Annotated in this window: 15 protein-coding genes; 4 read left to right on the forward strand and 11 right to left on the reverse strand. The window is 57.6% G+C overall.

Going from position 1 to position 16,938, the window contains the following annotated elements; all coding sequences use genetic code 11:
* Window positions 1-25: 25 nt before the first annotated feature.
* On the reverse strand, window positions 26-1,120 hold the full coding sequence (locus tag G8O24_RS22155; protein ID WP_188103016.1) for an acyl-CoA dehydrogenase family protein: 1,095 nt from the start codon (window positions 1,118-1,120) through the stop codon (window positions 26-28).
* Window positions 1,121-1,123: 3 nt separating this feature from the next.
* Window positions 1,124-2,344, reverse strand: a complete 1,221-nt coding sequence (locus G8O24_RS22160; protein ID WP_188103018.1) for an acyl-CoA dehydrogenase family protein — start codon at window positions 2,342-2,344, stop codon at window positions 1,124-1,126.
* Between the two features lie 548 nt (window positions 2,345-2,892).
* Here G8O24_RS22160 and G8O24_RS22165 point away from each other — a divergent pair.
* The 4 genes from G8O24_RS22165 (at window position 2,893) to G8O24_RS22180 (ending at window position 6,530) form a co-directional block, all read left to right on the forward strand.
* Complete coding sequence (locus tag G8O24_RS22165; protein WP_188103019.1) at window positions 2,893-4,044, forward strand: thiolase family protein; 1,152 nt, start codon at window positions 2,893-2,895, stop codon at window positions 4,042-4,044.
* A gap of 3 nt (window positions 4,045-4,047) precedes the next feature.
* Complete coding sequence (locus G8O24_RS22170) at window positions 4,048-4,503, forward strand: Zn-ribbon domain-containing OB-fold protein (protein ID WP_188103020.1); 456 nt, start codon at window positions 4,048-4,050, stop codon at window positions 4,501-4,503.
* Window positions 4,503-5,369, forward strand: coding sequence for an HTD2 family dehydratase (locus tag G8O24_RS22175; RefSeq protein ID WP_188103021.1), 867 nt, complete (start codon window positions 4,503-4,505; stop codon window positions 5,367-5,369). The genes G8O24_RS22170 and G8O24_RS22175 overlap by 1 nt, the downstream gene beginning before the upstream one ends.
* A gap of 96 nt (window positions 5,370-5,465) precedes the next feature.
* Window positions 5,466-6,530: an IS630 family transposase gene (locus G8O24_RS22180; RefSeq protein ID WP_188103022.1), complete on the forward strand. Its 1,065-nt coding sequence runs from the start codon at window positions 5,466-5,468 to the stop codon at window positions 6,528-6,530.
* A gap of 9 nt (window positions 6,531-6,539) precedes the next feature.
* Here G8O24_RS22180 and G8O24_RS22185 read toward each other — a convergent pair whose 3' ends face one another.
* The 9 genes from G8O24_RS22185 to G8O24_RS22225 all read right to left on the reverse strand — a co-directional run bounded on the left by G8O24_RS22185 (window position 6,540) and on the right by G8O24_RS22225 (window position 16,907).
* Window positions 6,540-7,775: an acyl-CoA dehydrogenase family protein gene (locus G8O24_RS22185; RefSeq protein ID WP_188103023.1), complete on the reverse strand. Its 1,236-nt coding sequence runs from the start codon at window positions 7,773-7,775 to the stop codon at window positions 6,540-6,542.
* A 93-nt stretch (window positions 7,776-7,868) separates the two neighbouring features.
* On the reverse strand, window positions 7,869-8,651 hold the full coding sequence (locus G8O24_RS22190) for an enoyl-CoA hydratase/isomerase family protein (protein ID WP_188103125.1): 783 nt from the start codon (window positions 8,649-8,651) through the stop codon (window positions 7,869-7,871).
* A 116-nt stretch (window positions 8,652-8,767) separates the two neighbouring features.
* The gene (locus tag G8O24_RS22195) at window positions 8,768-10,018 is read right to left on the reverse strand and encodes an ABC transporter substrate-binding protein (protein WP_188103024.1); all 1,251 of its coding nucleotides are present in this window, start codon (window positions 10,016-10,018) and stop codon (window positions 8,768-8,770) included.
* Window positions 10,019-10,121: 103 nt separating this feature from the next.
* On the reverse strand, window positions 10,122-11,366 hold the full coding sequence (locus G8O24_RS22200; RefSeq protein WP_188103026.1) for an ABC transporter substrate-binding protein: 1,245 nt from the start codon (window positions 11,364-11,366) through the stop codon (window positions 10,122-10,124).
* A 41-nt stretch (window positions 11,367-11,407) separates the two neighbouring features.
* Window positions 11,408-12,226 carry an ABC transporter ATP-binding protein gene (locus G8O24_RS22205; RefSeq protein ID WP_188103027.1) on the reverse strand — a complete coding sequence of 273 codons (819 nt, stop codon included), beginning with the start codon at window positions 12,224-12,226 and terminating at the stop codon, window positions 11,408-11,410.
* A gap of 7 nt (window positions 12,227-12,233) precedes the next feature.
* Window positions 12,234-13,307, reverse strand: a complete 1,074-nt coding sequence (locus tag G8O24_RS22210; RefSeq protein ID WP_188103029.1) for a branched-chain amino acid ABC transporter permease — start codon at window positions 13,305-13,307, stop codon at window positions 12,234-12,236.
* 3 nt (window positions 13,308-13,310) lie between these two features.
* Window positions 13,311-14,198, reverse strand: a complete 888-nt coding sequence (locus tag G8O24_RS22215; RefSeq protein WP_188103030.1) for a branched-chain amino acid ABC transporter permease — start codon at window positions 14,196-14,198, stop codon at window positions 13,311-13,313.
* Entirely contained in the window at window positions 14,198-16,123 is a 1,926-nt protein-coding gene (locus G8O24_RS22220; protein WP_188103031.1) for an AMP-dependent synthetase/ligase, read from the reverse strand. The genes G8O24_RS22215 and G8O24_RS22220 overlap by 1 nt, the downstream gene beginning before the upstream one ends.
* A complete protein-coding gene (locus G8O24_RS22225) occupies window positions 16,113-16,907 on the reverse strand; it encodes an ABC transporter ATP-binding protein (RefSeq protein WP_311972252.1) in 795 nt (264 codons plus the stop codon). The genes G8O24_RS22220 and G8O24_RS22225 overlap by 11 nt, the downstream gene beginning before the upstream one ends.
* Between the last annotated feature and the right edge of the window lie 31 nt (window positions 16,908-16,938).

The raw sequence follows: 16,938 nt of genomic DNA on the forward strand, positions 1-16,938 counted from the left end.
CGGACCGAATTGCCAGATTTCTAACTCACACGGTCAGCCAACCCTGCACGGCTGCAGCCTCCTGCCGACAGTGCTCCGGCGCTCCCAACATCTGACGATTAAACGCAACGCGCTTGAACCAATAGTGCAGGCCAAGCAGGTCAGTGAATCCCATCCCGCCATGCATTTCCGTGGTTAGGCGCGCAATTTCCCTGCCGACCTCGCCCAAATGGGCCTTGGCTTGCAACGCCAGGATGCGAGCTTCCTCGGGCACTGCATCTTGCGCATGTGCAGCGTACCAGACCAACGCTCGACACGGCTCCAACATCGTCACCAGATCTGCAAGGGTATGCTTGACGCCCTGGAAGGAACCGATGACGCGATTGAACTGAACCCTTTCCTTCGAGTAAGCAAGCGCTCGGTCGAACATGGACTGCGCTGCCCCCAGTGTATCTGCCGCGAGGACAACTCTTCCTGCATCAGCCACACGGGCCGCAACTACCCGGGCATCGTTGGCGGCGTCCAGAATGATCGCTCTTGCATCATTGAGCTCGTAGCTCGATACCGGACGGGTGCGATCGAGGCTTCCGCGCATCTCGATAGCTACTCCCATCTCATGGGCATCTACGAGAGCTGCGCGACCATCGGGCAGAAATACGAGGACGTGAGATGCGGCCCCGGCATCAAGAGCTCCAGTCAGAAGCCCGCTGATCTGATCGCCGTCGAGCTGCACCGAGGCCTCACCTGTTTGTCCAACTCCGCCAGCGAACGCGACGCTTATTCTAACTTCGCCGCTCGCAATCTTGGGAAGCCACTTGGCTTGCTGCGCCTCGCTTCCTGCAGACATCAGCGCCAGTGGCGCCATGACCACGCTCGCCGGGAAAGGCGCAGGTGCCACATGATAGCCCAAGCTTTCGGCAACAACGGCGGCATCCAGCAAGGCCAGTCCACTACCGCCGAATCGCTCCGGGACCAGAAGTCCTACGATACCCTGCGCGACCAGGCCCTCCCATAGCGTCGCATCAAATCCCGAGCCGATCTCGGCAACCTTGCGCAACCTTTCGAGAGAAAGCTTTTCTTCGAGAAGGCCGCGCAGCGAGTTCTCGAGCATCCACTGCTCGTTGCTAAGACCAAACTCCATGGGTCATTCCTTAGGGCCAAGTTTGATGTCGGCCGTGGGCTCGCGAGGCAAGCCAAGCCCGCGCTCGCCGATGATGTTCCTCTGAATATTGGACGAACCACCGCCGATGATAAGACCGATATCGTACATGTTGTCGATCTGCCACGTCGTGGCCTCATCGTCCTCCAGCGCCTCGCCCTTCGGCTCATAGGGCAGACCGGCTGCGCCAAGCACATCGACGGCAAGCGAGGAGAGACGATACGCGATCATGGTGCCGTTCAGCTTGACGATCAGGCGCCTGACGCCGGATTCTTCGCCTTTGGCCTGCTCACTCAACAACCGGAGACCGTGGAACTTCGACGCCAGAACCTCACCCTGAATCCTGAGAAGACGATCACGATACTCCGGAATTTGAATTGTCGGCACACCTTCCAGAGAAGTCTTCTTCATGAGCTCGATGACCCGGGCGAGCCGATAGGTAAGCTTGTTGGGATCACCGAGAAGTAGACGCTCGTACTTCAGGGTCACATTCGCGACGTGCCAGCCGTCGCCGCGTCTCATCACTATCTGGTCGATTGGAACACGCACATCAGTCAGGAACGTCTCATTGAATTCGGCGCGCCCCGTCATTGTCACCAACGGGCGAACGTCGATGCCAGGGGCGCTCATAGGAACCAAGAGGTATGAAAGTCCACCGTGCTTGCCCTTTTCTGTCTCGGTACGGCAAAGCAGGAACATCATGTCGGCGAAGTGAGCCGAGCTCGTCCAGATTTTTTGGCCATTGATGATAAAATGGCCATCCTCGACTCGCGCATGTGTCTTTGCGGCGGCGAGATCAGAGCCAGAACCCGGTTCTGAGTAACCCTGACACCAGATGACCTCGCCGCGGATGGTCGGACCGACCCATTTCGCGCACTGCTCTTTGGAACCGACTTCCAGAAGGGTCGGAACGAGCATCGATATCCCTTGGTTCATGATACCGGGAGAAACACCGGCAGAAGAAAACTCGTCGGCTATGATCGCCAGCTCCATCACGTCCAGCGGTAACCCAAATCCGCCGTATTCCTTGGGGATATTGCGCGCGAAATATCCGTGCTGAAGAAGCAGATGCTGCCACGCCAGCGCCCGCTTGTCAGGCCGTTTGCGGCCGCCGCCGGTTCGCGGCGACAAATGGCCGTGGCTTCTCACGAAGCCGCGAACCTCCTCCTGCAACGCTCGATATTTGGGACCATAGGCCAAATCCATGAGCGTTCTCCTCCGTGAGCGCTTCTTTTCGCCAAGCCAGCGAGATGCACCGCAACAAACTTGGCCGCCCGCTTACTCAATATTGCGCAAAAATTTGCGGCTCCGACAGCCTGTTAAGTCAAAATGGTGGCACGCCGATAGCCTGACATTTGACTTGATGGCGCAACAATTCTAACGTTTGTTCGGTTCATATTCTTACTTCCAATGGCCGGCGTCAAGAAGGTTGCTCGGTGGTGGATCTAAATGATTGCTCGATTGGCCAGACGCCGAAGCTCAGAGTGCAGCGGGCTTGTTGCAACAGGTCGGCAGGGTACTTCGAGGCCTCCGACCGGCCATACCGGTTTCGGATAGCCCAGCAGCAATGTAGATCGTGGGTTTCGAGGGTGCCTGAGCCAGCCGCAAAAGCGAATTCCGGCGAAGGAAGTATTTGCGGTAGGGCTTCACGCGTGCGGCCAAGTTTTGGTTCGCTAGAGCCTTTGCGATAGAGCCGCCCCGGAATTCATCATGGCCGCGACAACTGCAGCACAGAGTATTTGAGGAGACCACAAATGGCATTGAAGGAACGGGTCGCCATAAGCGGCGTCGGCGAGACGGCCTACAGCCGCAACTCCGGAAAAAGCGTGCTCGCTCTCCAGCTCGAAGCCTCCCTGAAGGCCATCGAGGATGCCGGACTGTCGCCAAGAGACATCGACGGGATCATTCCCTATTCAAACTCGGTGGTCGTTGCCGAGGATTTCGTGACGAACTTCGGCATCGAGGATCTTCGCTTTTCAGCCACGACGCCCCTCGGAGGCGCGAGTTGCGTGGCCGGAATTCAAGCCGCTCTCTTGGCGATCAACGCAGGTCTCTGCAACCATGTATTGCTGCCGATCGGCCGGAACGGCTCGTCTTCAGGTCGCATCGGCACACGGGTCCAGCAGATGCCACAATTCAAGGTTGTCGGCGAATTTGAGATGCCGACCGGGGCAATCGCGCCGGCGCAGCTTTACGCCGCGATGGCGCGGCGGCACATGGAACTCTATGGCACGACGAGCCACCAACTTGGGGAAATCGCGGTGTCGACGCGACACAACGCGATCCTAAACGGCAATGCAATGATGACGAAGCCTATCACGATTGAAGATCATCAGAATTCGCGCATGATCTCCGATCCGCTGCGGTTGCTGGACTGCAGTCTTGAGAGCGATGGTGGCGCTGCCATCGTCGTTAGCGCTGCCGAGCGCACCAAAGATCTGCGTCAAATCCCGATTCTCGTTATGGGCGTCGCTGAAGGACATCCGGACTCCCCAAGTTCGATCACTCAGCGTCCCGACATGACGCGCCTGGGAATTGCCAAAGCCTCGCCCAAGGTGTTTGCGATGGCGGGCGTCGCACCTCGGGAAATTCAGGTGGCCGAAATCTACGATTGTTTCACGTATGTCGTTCTCTGCCAGCTGGAAGATATAGGCTTCTGCAAGAAGGGCGAGGGCGGACCATTCGTCGAGAGCGGCGCCATTAGGCTTGGCGGCAAGCTGCCGATCAACACCCATGGCGGTCTGCTGTCCCAAGCGCACATGGTCGGGATGAACCATGTGGTCGAACTCGTAAGGCAACTCAGGGGCAGTGCCGGAAAGGCCCAGGTAAGCGGCGCCGAGCTGGGTCTGGTCTCCGGCTACGGCGACATGGGCGACGGGTCGATAGCGATCATGAGAAGGGGCTGACGGATGACCGGCGACACCTATTCGAAGCTCTTGCCCGAACCGACGCCCGACTCCATGCCCTACTGGAAGAGCCTCAACGAAGGGAAGCTGCTGCTCCAGGAATGCGCGCGTTGCTGGAGAATCCGGCATTATCCTCGGCCTGTATGCGATGCGTGCCATTCGTTCGAAACCCGGTGGGTCGAAGCATCGGGCAAAGGTGCAATTCACAGCTGGACGATCACGCATCATCCGTTTCACGACGGCTACAGGCTCGATCTTCCGTACACGCTGGTGACCGTCGATCTGGAGGAAGGTGTGCGCATGCTGGCGCGACTGCATGCCCCAGTGGATACAAGGCTCGAGATCGGCATGCCCGTCCGCCTCGTCTTCGAGAAAGCTACGCCTGGCCTTACGCTGCCCGGATTCGCTCTCGCTGCGCCCACGAGCGACGTGTCTGCACCCAACCCGGGAGAACGATGATGGCTGCCGAAATCGACATTGACGGCTTGCGCAAACACATAGGCACCAAGATCGTGGAAGAAGATGAAGCTACGCGAGCGCCGCTTTTCGGGCTCGTCGCTGCATTCGATCGAGACGAGGCGGTACCTACCAACGGTGAAGCGATTCCGCCCGGATGGCATCTGGTCTATTTCCATTCATTCGCCCGCAAAGCGACAATGGGCGAAGATGGCCTGCCCACTTCGGGGGGTGTGATACCCAAGGTACCTTTCCCGCGACGTATGTACGCGGGCACGAGTCTTATGTTTCATCATCCGCTTCTCGTGGGTGACTCCCTCAAACGTGAGACGGAACTGACGGACATGACCTTGCGTTCCGGCAGTACGGGCCCTCTCCTCTTTGTCACGCAAACGCGACGTATCTTTTCGCCACGCGGTCTCGCGATCGTAGAGGAAAGTTACACCGTGTTTCGCGACGCCGTGAAACCGGGAGAGCAAAGCGGCATTCCGAAGCGAAGCACACCACCCGCCGGTCTACCGTGGGCACGACAGATCGAAACGGATCCGGTATCGCTCTTCCGCTATTCTGCTGTGACCTTCAATCCGCATCGTATTCACTACGATCGGACTTACGCGATGACCGTGGAAGGTTACCCCGGGTTGGTGGTGCACGGCCCTTATTCGCAGCAATGTCTCATCGATCTCGCTCGGGACAACAATGCGAGCAGGACTATCGCCTCGTTCACGCAACGCGCGCGCGCACCCTTGTTCGATACCGCGCCGTTCGACGTCGCCGGACGCCCGGTCGACGGTGGCGCGGGCGCCGAGCTGTGGGCAATGACATCGGGCGGAACCATCGCCATGGAGGTGCAACTGCGGTTCACCTGACCGGTTTGGCCGCGGGAACCGACGGCGGGCACGTCAACTTCCGCTTGGGCCTAGTACCCACTTTTCTTGGATCGTGAGTCGTGATTCAAGGTCGGGATGGTACCCGAAGCAAGAGAAGTCCACCTTTCGCGGAAAGATCGCAAGGTGCTGGAGGCGTGTTGTCGCTCGCCGGTGACGTTGCAGCGCGATTTGAAGCGGGCGCGGATAGTTCTGTTGGCGGCGGACGGGCGCAGCACCCGCTCGATCGCCAAGGAAGTCGGCGTCCAACCGCGGATTGTCAGCCTTTGGCGGCACCGCTATGCCGATCATGGCCTTGAAGGGCTGCAAGACAAGCCGCGGCCCGGCAAGCAGCCGATCTATACGAAGGCCACCGACAAGCGGATTCTGAAGCTGCTGGATAAGCCACCCCCGCAAGGGTTTGCGCGCTGGACCGGCCCTCTGCTGGCCGAGGCGCTGGGCGATGTTGACGTCCAATATGTCTGGCGGTTCCTGCGCAGCCACAAGATTGACCTCGCGGCTCGGAAGTCCTGGTGCGAGAGCAACGACCCGAACTTTACGGCCAAAGCCGCCGATGTTGTTGGCCTCTACGTCGCCCCGCCCTCGAAGGCCATTGTGCTATGTGTGGACGAGAAGCCCTCGATCCAGGCCCTGGAGCGAGCGCAGGGTTATCTGAAGTTGCCCAATGGCCGCGCCTTGACCGGCCAGAGCCACGACTACAAGCGGCATGGCACGACGACACTGTTTGCGGCGCTTGAGGTCGCCACCGGAAAGATCATCGCGACGCATTCAAAGCGCCGTCGTCGCGTCGAGTTTCTCGACTTCATGAACAGCGTCACCGCGGCCTTTCCGGGCCGAAAGCTTCACGTCATTCTCGACAACCTCAACACCCACAAGAAGAACGAACCCTGGCTCAAGGCCCACCCCAACGTGCAATTTCATTTCACGCCGACAAGCGCGTCCTGGCTCAATCAGGTCGAGGTATGGTTCTCGATCTTGCAGGGGCAGTCGCTTAGCGGCACCTCCTTCACAAGCCTCAGGCAGCTTCAGGAACACATCGATGCCTACGTCAACGCGTACAACGACAAAGCCGAGCCCTTCGTCTGGACCAAGAAAAAGGTCCGTCAACGCCGTTTCAAAGGCCGCCGTATCACTCAGCTCTGATTCCGGGTACTAGAGATCGACGTCGCCTGCCAGTAATCGCTGGGCAATCATCCGCGTCAGGATTTCATTGGTGCCGTCGGCAATGTTGACGATCCGAAGGTCTTGCCAGGCGTGAACAAGACCGATTTCGTTCGTCAATCCCATGCCGCCGTGTGTCTGAATTGCGCGATCCACGGCGCGAAATCCGGCTTGTACCGAATAGGCCTTTGCCATTGAAAGCTCCTTCGGCGCCTTATCGCCGCGGTCGAGGAGCATCGCTGCATTCAATCCCATCAGGTGCGCGGCATGCAATTCCGTGGCTGCCTCGGCTATCGGGAACGAGACGGCTTGATACTCCGCGATCTTGGCACCGAAGGCCTCACGTTGCTGCGAATAGTCGATAGCCATTTCCAGCGCCCATCTTCCCTGTCCGACAGCCCGGGCGGCGTTGTAGACCCGACCCAGCGAGACTCCATAAAGTGCGATCTTGAATCCCTGGTCGAGCTCGCCGACCAATTGCCAGGGCTGCACGTCGACATCCTCAAGCACGAGAGCGCCCTCGTGACCCCCGGCGTGACCAAACAAGCGCACGACACTCTCAACATGGAATCCTCGTGCATCGGTTGGAACGAGAAATGCGCTGATGCCTCCAGCCTTTCGCGCGGCTTTCTCGACGTCGGTGATGGCGAAAACGACACACCATTCCGCGGTGGGCGCGTTTGTTGTCCAGAGCTTGCGGCCAGTGATTTTCCAGCCTGTTGCGGTCTTGCCAGCCCGCGTCTTGATCATGCTGGCGTCTGAGCCGGCTCCCGGCTCGGAGAGACCAAAGCACATTGATGTCTTCCCGGCCATCATGCCCGCCAGGCATCTCTCGCGGGCCTCCTCCGTGACCTGAGTGAGCAGTCGGCTGGGTCCGAAGGCCCAGTGAGCAATGACCCAGGGAATGATGACGCCCTGTCCTCCGAGCCGGCGATATATGGCCTCCCAGGCCACGTAGTAGACCAGATGCCCCAGCCCCCCTCCTCCGATTTCCGCCGGTGCGCACATCGCATAGAAGCCGGCTTCGGCCGAAAGCATCCTGACTTTTTGGATCAAGGTGCGTACTTCGGCAGAGTATCGACCGGTTTCGTCATACAGCCGTCGCTGATCTTCGAGAAGGGTGCGATTCCGATCGATCAGCGGCACGACCTGCGAATCGACAAAACGCAGGACGCCATCGCGCACTTCAATGACGTGTTCGGGAAGTTCAAACGCAACACTGCCCACTGCGATCGCCCTCGCTAGTCTCTAAAAAAAGCAACGCGCTCAAGGAACCTTGCGTTCTGAGCTCTCGATAGGGCTCCAAGATCGCGGCCGCCCTTACCTGCCCTGCCAGACCGGCTTCCGCTTTTCGGCAAAAGCTCTAGGACCTTCAATTGCGTCTTGGCTGGCATAGACAACTTCGTGAAGGCGTTTACCCTCTACCAGTCCCTTGCGGCATCCGAGGTCCATTGTCGTGCGAACGCTGGCTTTGGCCGCAATGACAGACAATGGCGCACCGTTGGCGATGCGCCTAGCTAAATCCTTGGCACGAGAGCGCACATCGTCTGGTGTATCTTCAAGATAGTTGGTGAAACCATAATCGTGCAACCGCTCGATTGGCATGAGATCACCGGTGAGAACGATCTCCATGAGGATCGCCTGCGGTAGCATATAGAGAGCTGGAGCGGCCCACGGCGAGCCACGACCGATCTTGACCTCCGTGATGCCGGCCTTGGTTCCTTTGAGACCGACGCGCAGATCGCACATCAGCGATAGCATCATTCCGCCCGCCATCAGCGAGCCGGTCATCGCGGCAATGATTGGCTTGGAGCACGCGCACATGCGCTCGTGGAAAGGATCGCGCATCTTGGACAGGATATCGACCTGCTCGTTGCGAGCGACCTCGGCGGCCTCCTTGAGGTCAAGCCCTGCGCTGAAGACGCCACAATCGGCAGAGGTTAGAATTACCGCTCGGATATTGCTGTCCGCTTCGATCCGGTCCCAGGCATCGGTCAGTCCATTGGACGCGGCCACAGATAACGCGTTCTTGCGGTCGGGACGATTGATAAGAACGGTAGCAATAGCCTCGTCGACGCTGACTTCGATTGGACTATCAATCATGGAGTTCACTGGCTTTCGCGCTGAAGGTGGGCAGTTCGGCGGCGGATGTATTGTCCGCCGCCCCGGGGCGATTACACCCGCCGACGCGTAGGGTTTGAGCCAACGGGATCTCCGGATTACTCGACCTTAAATCCGGATGAACTCGTTTTCACGATCTGCCAGATCAGGTCCTGATAGTCCGCCAGCCAGCCGGTCTGCGGCACCCACTTCTGACCGTCCCACATCTCGATTCTTGTCTTGCCTCCGCCACCATGATCTTGAGCAGTGACAGTCACAGGGGCGAGAAGGCCATTGGCATCGAAATTCTTAAGGCTCTCATAGCCAGCCTTCATTGACGCGGCGGTCACCGGCCAACCGGCTTGTTTGACGGCATTCCGTGCAGCCTCAAAGGCAACCGAGTAGTTGGCGAGACCCAAATTGTAATACACATCTTTCAGGTTTTTCTCGGGGCCACTGCCTTTACCCTTCGCGTAAAGCTCGGCCATTATTTCCTTGATGACAGGAACATCCTGACCGCCGACCACGTTTGTGCCACGCTTGACGCCCTTGGCAACGTCGGGACCGATATTGGCAATATCCACCTCGTTGAGCCAGTTGACCGAAATATACTTTTCTATCGGATATCCGTTGCGCTTCATTTCCTTGGCCGCCACGACATGTCCACCCGCGAGCAGCCAGCTGATCATGAAATCAGGCCGGTCGCGCCTTACCTGTGTCCACGCGCTCGTCTGATCGCTGCCAGGCAAGGGCACTGGATAAAGTTTCAATTCGAAGCCTTCCCGTTCAGCAAGCGTCTTCAGGACACCGATCGGCTCCTGACCGAAGGGATAGTCGAGATAGATAAATCCGATCTTGGCCCCTTTCAAATCGCCGCCGCGCTGTTGTTTGATGTAGGCAATATCATTGGCGGCCTGCCCCCAATAGGTAGCACCCACGGGGAAGATTTGAGTGAACACCGAGCCGTCAACGGCATCACCGCGTCCGACTGACGACTGCATCAAAATGTTCTTGTCCTTCATGATACGCGGCAATACCGCGATCGACACCGGTGTCGACAGCATGTCGAATACGAACACGCCCTCACGTTTGAGCTTTTCGTAGCATTCGATGCCGCGTTGCGGCTCATTGCCGTGGTCCTGGACCACGATCTCGATCTTGTGCCCATCAATGCCACCTTTCATGTTCGTGAGGGTGGCGAGGTCCTGAGCAGCTTGCGCGACCTGTGGCGAAACAAAGGTGTAGGATTTGCTGAGATCGAAGCACAAGCCGAATTTAAGGGTGCTATCTTGAGCCAAAGCGTACGACGAGGCTGCGGCACTGAAGGCGGCAGCGACCACCAAGTCCTTTATCACTTTTCCGATTGACATTCTCACCTCCCAATCTGCTGGTTTCGAATTTGCATTGTGCCTTCTCTGCTTTCCCTCAGGGCTTTTTGTTCGACACGTTGGTCGTTTGTCATGTCGGCAAGCCCTAGTTGTGATACTCGGAGGAACTTTTTCTCACTACTTCCCAGATCAGATCCGTATAGGCTGCGATCCACTCTGTCTGGGGCACCCATTTTTCACCATCCCACATCTCGACGCGCGTCTTCCCGCCACCGCCGTGGTCGCTCGATGTCACAGTTACCGGTGCCATCAGCCCGTTGGCGTCATAGTTTGTGATGTTTTGCAGCCCTTCCCGCATTGTTGCAGAGGTAATCGGAGTGCCGTGCAATTTGGCAGCTTGGCGGGCGCCTTGAAGGATCATCGAGTACATCGCTAGTCCCGTGTTGTAGTAGACATCCTTGAGGTTCTTCTCTGGCCCACTGCCCCTGCCCTTTCTATAGAGTTCAGCAATGATCTCTTGAATCACCGGAACATCCTGCCCACCCGCAACGTTGGTGCCCCGTTTCAACCCCTTGGCTGCCTCGGGACCGATATTGGCAATATCCACTTCGTTCAGCCAATTGACCGAGATATACTTGTCCATCGGGATACCGTTGCGCTTCATCTCTTTGGATGCCACGACATGCGCTCCCGCTAACAGCCAACTGATGATGTGGTCAGGCTGGTCACGGCGCACTTGGGTCCAGCTGCCGGCCTGATCGTTGCCAGGGAGCGGCACTGGATAGAGCTTCAACTCGAAGCCCTCCACCTTAGCCAGCGTCTGGAGAATCGGAATCGGCTCCTGACCGAACGGATAGTCGAGATAGACGAAGCCGATTTTGACACCGCGGAGGTTGCCGGTGTGCACTTGTTTCAAGTAGGCAATATCGTTAGCGACCTGTCCCCAATAGGTAGGTCCCAGCGGGAAAACCCACCCGAACACCGCGCCATCCACGGCGTCGCCGCGGCCAACCAGTGCCTGGATGAGAATGTTCTTGTCCTGCATAACTCGCGGCAACATGGCGATTGAGACAGGGGTCGACAGCGTATCAAAAATGAAGACACCTTCACGCTTGAGTTTTTCGTAGCATTCGATGCCGCGTTGCGGCTCATTGCCGTGGTCTTGCACGATGACTTCGATCGGAGTACCGCCGATCCCACCCTTGAGATTGGTTAGCGCGACCAGATCCTGTGCCGCCTGCGATACCTGAGGCGTGGCGAACGTGTAGGCCTTGCTCAAATCGTAGCAGACGCCGAGCTTCAGCGGTTGTTCGGCACGGGCCTGCGGAGCTATCGTAAGCGCCACGATGCTGGCGATTGCCGCAGCTGCAGAACATTTCGAAAATCGCATTACGAGTCTCCTCCGTTCACAACTGAACCGTTTCGTCCTGATCAGCTGAGCCAGCGTTTGCGTCTGCGATAGTGCTTGATGTCGTGAAAACTCCTGGCCTGGCCACCGCCAAGGTAAAATTCCTGAATATCGGAGTTCGCCTTGAGCCTCTCTGCTGTGTCGTGCATGACGACACGCCCGTTCTCGATCAGATAGCCATGCGAGACGATATCGAGAGCCGCGAGCGCGTTTTGCTCGACAAGCAGGACGGACAGGCCATGATCGCGATTGATGCGTTTGATGATTTCAAAAATCTCGGCCACCAGAAACGGAGCCAGACCCAGGCTCGGCTCGTCCAGCATCAGCAAGCGCGGTTGCGTCATTAAGGCTCGCCCGATTGCGAGCATCTGCTGTTCACCACCCGAAAGATATCCCGCAAGCGAAGTCTTTCGCTCGCCCAGCCGCGGAAAGTAGTCGTAAATGCGAGCTTTTTCCGAGGCGACCCGCCCTCTCGACAATGACATCGGAGCGGCCGCCTCGAGGTTCTCATCCGGAGTTAGATGTTCGAAAACCCTGCGTCCCTCGATCACATGGCAAATCCCGAGTTCGACCCGCTCCTGAGGCAGACTGTCGCCGATCACGTTGCCATCAAAGCGGATCTCGCCCCGGCTTACCTTTCCGCGCTCCGCAGTCAGGAGGCCGCTTATGGCTTTCAATGTGGTACTCTTCCCGGCTCCATTGGATCCAAGAAGCGCGACCATTCCTCCGTGCGGCACCTCGATCGACACGCCCTTGATGGCAAGCATGACCGAATTGTAAAGCACCTCCACGCTGTTCATCGACAGGATCGGGCCGCTTTTGTGAACGTCTTCTGGTTTCATGTTGACCCTATTTCTTGAATTGGTCGAAGGGCCAGACCAGGAAATAGTCCCTAATATTGGCGTAGAGCTTTCCGAGCCCCAGAGGCTCAACCAGCAGGAAAATGACGATCAATGCGCCGTAAACGGCTGTGGGGATATGAGCGAGCGTTTCATTGCCGAGTGGAAGCCGAAAGAGAGCTGCAGCGTTTGCGAGGATTTCGTTGGCAATTCCCGGCATAAGGAGAATCAATGCCACTCCAAAATACGTGCCGATGATGCTGCCGAGCCCTCCGACGATGATCATGGCAAGCACCTGAATCGAAACATTGACCCCGAATTGCTCAGGCGCAGCCAGGAAAAAGAACGTCGCAACGAGAAGGGCGCCGCCAATCCCACCGATGAACGAGGATGTCGAAAACGCAATCAGCTTGTAGTAGAAGCTGTTCACGCCAAGGATTGCAGCCGCATAGTCCTTTTCGCGCACGGCAACCAGGGCCCGTCCCAAGGCGGTTCGCTGCAGATTCATCATGAAAACGGTCACCAACGCGCACCATCCGAGCGCCACGTAATATAACCCTCTGCCTGAAGCGATTTCCTGCCCAAGAAGCGCAAAACGAGGGGACTGGAGCGAGGCATGTGAGCCGCCAGATATCACAGGCGAGTGATTTAGCACCCAATCCATGATGAACTGCATCGCAAGCGTCACGATCGCGAGATAAAGCCCTTTCACGCGCAGGGCCGCGAACGCAAACAGGCTTCCTATCAAGGATGCGGCGAGGCCACCGATCAGAAGAGCAAATTCCCAGGGAATGCCGAACCTGGCTGCGTGGACGGCCGCATAGGCGCCCACCGCCATGGTCGCAGCGTATCCCAGATGCAGCTGCCCCGCCCATCCTGTCGCCAAATTGAGGCCGAGCGCCAGCGCCGTCCAGATCAACCAAGGCTGAAGGTAGCTGTTCAAATACAACGAACTCAACAGGAACGGCGCACCGATGCCAGCGATAGTAAGGACAATAAGCAGGTTCCGGTCCGTTGGCACCGGGAATAGCTTGCTGTCCGATAGATAGCTTTGATGACGAACGCCCGCGAGAGGATAGAACATGCGTCACACTCTTTCGATGTCATGGCGTCCGAAGAGTCCATGCGGACGCAACATGACGGTGAAGATCAGCACAGCAGCAACGATCAGATCACGGCTACCTCCTCCCACTATTGAATCGAGATAGGAGGAGCCTACGTTCTCAACGACCCCAAGGAAAATCCCGGCAAGAATCGCGCCGGCAATACTGTCAAGACCGCCCAGGACGGCCACCGTTAGTCCCTTCAGGAGGAGCTGCGAAAGCGACTGGTCGACGCCCTGGATCTCTCCCCAAATCACACCCGACGCAACGGCGACCACCGAAGCCATACCCCATGACAGAGCTACGCCGTGCTCAACAGAGATCCCGATCGACCAAGAAGCGATGTAGTCGTCCGAGATTGCACGCAATCGGATTCCGTGGCGCGTTCGGAAGAACAGAAGGAATGCCACAAAAAGTGCGATCGCGACACCGGCTCCAGCCAGATTGATGCGGCTCAGCAGTATCGGTCCAAGAAACAAGGGATCGTAGCTGATGCCCAGCTCCATCGAACGGGAGGTGCCGCCCCAGACTGCCAAGGTCGAACCTCGTATGAAGATGTCGAGACCGAGCGTCATCATCAGGATCATGACGATCGGACGTCCTGCCATGCGCCGCAATGCCACCTTCTCCACACCAAGACCGGCGAAAAACATGATGATGGTCGTCGCGGCAATTGCCAGCCACAATGGGAAACCCAGCTGCCGGGACAAGGCCAGCACGACGTATGCGGCCAACATCGTCAATGCGCCTTGGGCAAGATTGGGAACGGATGAAGATTTGTAGATCAACACGAGCCCAAGTGCGAAAAGCGAATAAAGCAATCCGGTCAATGCGCCATTTACAGCGAGCTCACTGAGGTATGCGATGTCCATTAGACCTCCCGGATTACCAGCGTGCGCTCCACCAGCCCGACCTCGCCGCTCTCGTACGTCACCGCAGCTTTGACATGGATTTCTTTCGATCCATCATAAAGCGCGGCAATAACCGATGCGTATCGCTCTTCGACAACAGCGCGGCGGAGCTTGCGGGTGCGTGTTATCTCTCCATCGTCCGGGTCGAATTCTTTGTGAAGGCTGACGAACCGATGCAGCTTCAGTGATTCGGGAAGTGCTTTGTTGACTCGATGAAACGCGTCGCGGAGCAGACCAGCCATTTCGGCCCGTTGCGACAGGTCCGCGTACGAGACATAGGGCACAGCGTTGGTCTCAGCCCAATGCCCGGCGGCCTCCAGGTCGATGCAAACGATGGCTGTCAATTCGTCCCGACCGGCTCCGAAAACGGCTGCGTCCTTTATGTATGGGCTGAACTTCAGCCGGTTCTCTATGTAGTTGGGGACGTAACGCTCCCCTCTCTTGGTATGGACGACCTCTGACACACGCCCCAGCACGACAAGGTGGCCATCGTCTTCCAGATACCCGGCATCGCCTGTATGCAGCCAACCGTCTTTGAGCGCTTCCTCGGTTGCCATGGGATTGTTGAAGTACCCGCGAAACACGCTTTCTGCCTTCAGCAGTATTTCACCCGTGCCTGTCACCTTGACCTGAACCCCAGGAAGCGCTCTGCCTACGGTATGTAGCTTGACTTCATCGGCCGCCTGGATGGCGTTGAAGGCCGCATTCTCGGTCTGGCCATAGAGCTGCCGCAGCTTGATCCCCAGCGCACGGTAGAAGACAAACGTATCCTCCCCAATGGCCTCGCCGCCCGTGAACGCGCTCTTTAGTCGGCTGAGACCATACAGGTCTTTTACCGGTCCGAAGATAATGCGTTCGCCCAGCAACCGGCCCAGCCATTCCAGATGGCTACCCGTTTGCCCGTCGAGCTTTCGCCTTTCCCAGGCAATCGCTCTGTCCGTGAAAAAATGGTAGAGCCATTTCTTCAACGGAGTGGAGTTTTCGATTCCGACCTGAATGGAGGTCAGCAAGTTGTCCCAGCTGCGCGGCGCGGCGAGATAAAGGCTTGGCGCTATCTCGCGCATGTCGCGCAAGACGGTTTCCTGCCTTTCCGGTACATTGACCGTGAAGCGAAAAGCGATTGCGGCAGCAACGGTCAGGGCAAAATCTCCGACCCATGCCATCGGCAAGTAAGCGAGAACCTCTTCACCATAATTGAATGCCCCGCCAGAATATGCATTGCGAACTGCGGCGATGACATTTCTGTGGCTGAGCACGATCCCCTTGGGCTTACCGGTCGTGCCTGACGAATGCAGGAATATCGCCGGATCGTCCGGCGTCACGCGATTGACGATGCGCTCGCGCAGTTGTGGATCTGCCTTAAGGTTCGTCTCGCCTTTATCGTGAAGTTCCTCCCACGACAGGAGCCCCGGCGCGTCATAGGTGTTAAGACCCCTCTTGTCCTCGTAGACGATATATTCGATCGCACTGCCGGCCTCCCGCAGCTCTAGAAATTTGTCGACCTGCTCCTGGTCTTCGGCGAGCGCCGCCACAAGTTTCACTTCACCGACGAAATGGCGCAATTCGTCCAGTGTCGTCCCCGGGTAAGCTGGCATCGCGTACGCTCCCAGCATTGACGATGCAGTCATGCCTGCGTAAAGACGAGCGCGGTTATCGCCAAGGACCATGACCGCGTCGCCCGGCCGGACACCGAGGCAATCAAGGCCAGCAGCGCAAACCAGCACTTCATTGAAATATTCCGACCACGTCATCTCCTTCCAAATGCCGCGATGCTTTTCCCGCATCGCGATTTTGTTGCCGTGCTGAGCGGCGTTGTGAGCTAGAAGCCGCGGCAAGGTATCGTCTGCGGCACATATTTGCATGCTCACGGCTTTTTCATGCCGCATGACCGACACCGATATAGGCTTCGATGACCCGCGGATCCTTCACAACTTCCCTTGGCTTGCCCGTTGCAATCATTTCTCCGTAGTTTAATGCCAGCACGCGATCACAGATGCCGGTAATCACATCCATGCTGTGTTCGATCAACAAAACGCTCACACCGCGCTCCGCGCGCGCATCGAGAATGAACCTTGCCATATACTCCTTCTCCTCCTGGTTCATTCCGGCCATCGGCTCATCGAGGATAAGGAGGTGCGGCTCCGCCACCAACGCGCGTGCAAGCTCGACTCGCTTCTTCATTCCGATCGGAATGCCGTCGACGAGTTCGTGACGAACGCTTTCGAGTTGCAAGAACTCGATCACTTCCTCCACGATTTCACGGTTTCGCATCTCATCCGGACGCGCCAACCACCAGTACAGCGCCGTACGAATGACACCAGGACGCATGTGAATGTGTCGTCCAAGCAGAATATTGTCGAGCACACTCATACCATTGAAAAGGGCCAGATTCTGAAACGTGCGGGCAACGCCTAAACCCGCCACCTTGTGAGGTGCCGTGCCTGTAATGTCCTTGCCGTCGAGTTTGATCGTGCCTTTGTTAGGCGGATAGAAGCCGGTAATGGCGTTTGTCAGTGTGGTTTTGCCGCTACCATTCGGCCCGACGAGACCGAAGATTTCACCGCGGTAAATACTCAGATCGACACCGGTCACGGCAACAAGACCGCCGAAGCGTCGTTCAATGCCGGTGCATTGCAGCACCGGTCCCGCTTGGTGAAACTCTTTCGGCACGCAATCTTCCATCATACCAGTTCGATTCGCA

The sequence above is a fragment of the Bradyrhizobium campsiandrae genome (assembly GCF_014529705.1).
In the GTDB taxonomy this organism is placed as follows: Bacteria; Pseudomonadota; Alphaproteobacteria; order Rhizobiales; family Xanthobacteraceae; genus Bradyrhizobium; species Bradyrhizobium campsiandrae.

What these genes read in the sequence shown, in the direction of transcription:
- G8O24_RS22155 (WP_188103016.1), bottom strand. Translation starts at nt 1,120, where the DNA reads ATGGAGTTTGGTCTTAGCAACGAGCAGTGGATGCTCGAGAACTCGCTG.
- G8O24_RS22160 (WP_188103018.1), bottom strand. Translation starts at nt 2,344, where the DNA reads ATGGATTTGGCCTATGGTCCCAAATATCGAGCGTTGCAGGAGGAGGTT.
- G8O24_RS22165 (WP_188103019.1), top strand. Translation starts at nt 2,893, where the DNA reads ATGGCATTGAAGGAACGGGTCGCCATAAGCGGCGTCGGCGAGACGGCC.
- G8O24_RS22170 (WP_188103020.1), top strand. Translation starts at nt 4,048, where the DNA reads ATGACCGGCGACACCTATTCGAAGCTCTTGCCCGAACCGACGCCCGAC.
- G8O24_RS22175 (WP_188103021.1), top strand. Translation starts at nt 4,503, where the DNA reads ATGGCTGCCGAAATCGACATTGACGGCTTGCGCAAACACATAGGCACC.
- G8O24_RS22180 (WP_188103022.1), top strand. Translation starts at nt 5,466, where the DNA reads ATGGTACCCGAAGCAAGAGAAGTCCACCTTTCGCGGAAAGATCGCAAG.
- G8O24_RS22190 (WP_188103125.1), bottom strand. Translation starts at nt 8,651, where the DNA reads ATGATTGATAGTCCAATCGAAGTCAGCGTCGACGAGGCTATTGCTACC.
- G8O24_RS22195 (WP_188103024.1), bottom strand. Translation starts at nt 10,018, where the DNA reads ATGTCAATCGGAAAAGTGATAAAGGACTTGGTGGTCGCTGCCGCCTTC.
- G8O24_RS22200 (WP_188103026.1), bottom strand. Translation starts at nt 11,366, where the DNA reads ATGCGATTTTCGAAATGTTCTGCAGCTGCGGCAATCGCCAGCATCGTG.
- G8O24_RS22205 (WP_188103027.1), bottom strand. Translation starts at nt 12,226, where the DNA reads ATGAAACCAGAAGACGTTCACAAAAGCGGCCCGATCCTGTCGATGAAC.
- G8O24_RS22210 (WP_188103029.1), bottom strand. Translation starts at nt 13,307, where the DNA reads ATGTTCTATCCTCTCGCGGGCGTTCGTCATCAAAGCTATCTATCGGAC.
- G8O24_RS22215 (WP_188103030.1), bottom strand. Translation starts at nt 14,198, where the DNA reads ATGGACATCGCATACCTCAGTGAGCTCGCTGTAAATGGCGCATTGACC.
- G8O24_RS22220 (WP_188103031.1), bottom strand. Translation starts at nt 16,123, where the DNA reads ATGCGGCATGAAAAAGCCGTGAGCATGCAAATATGTGCCGCAGACGAT.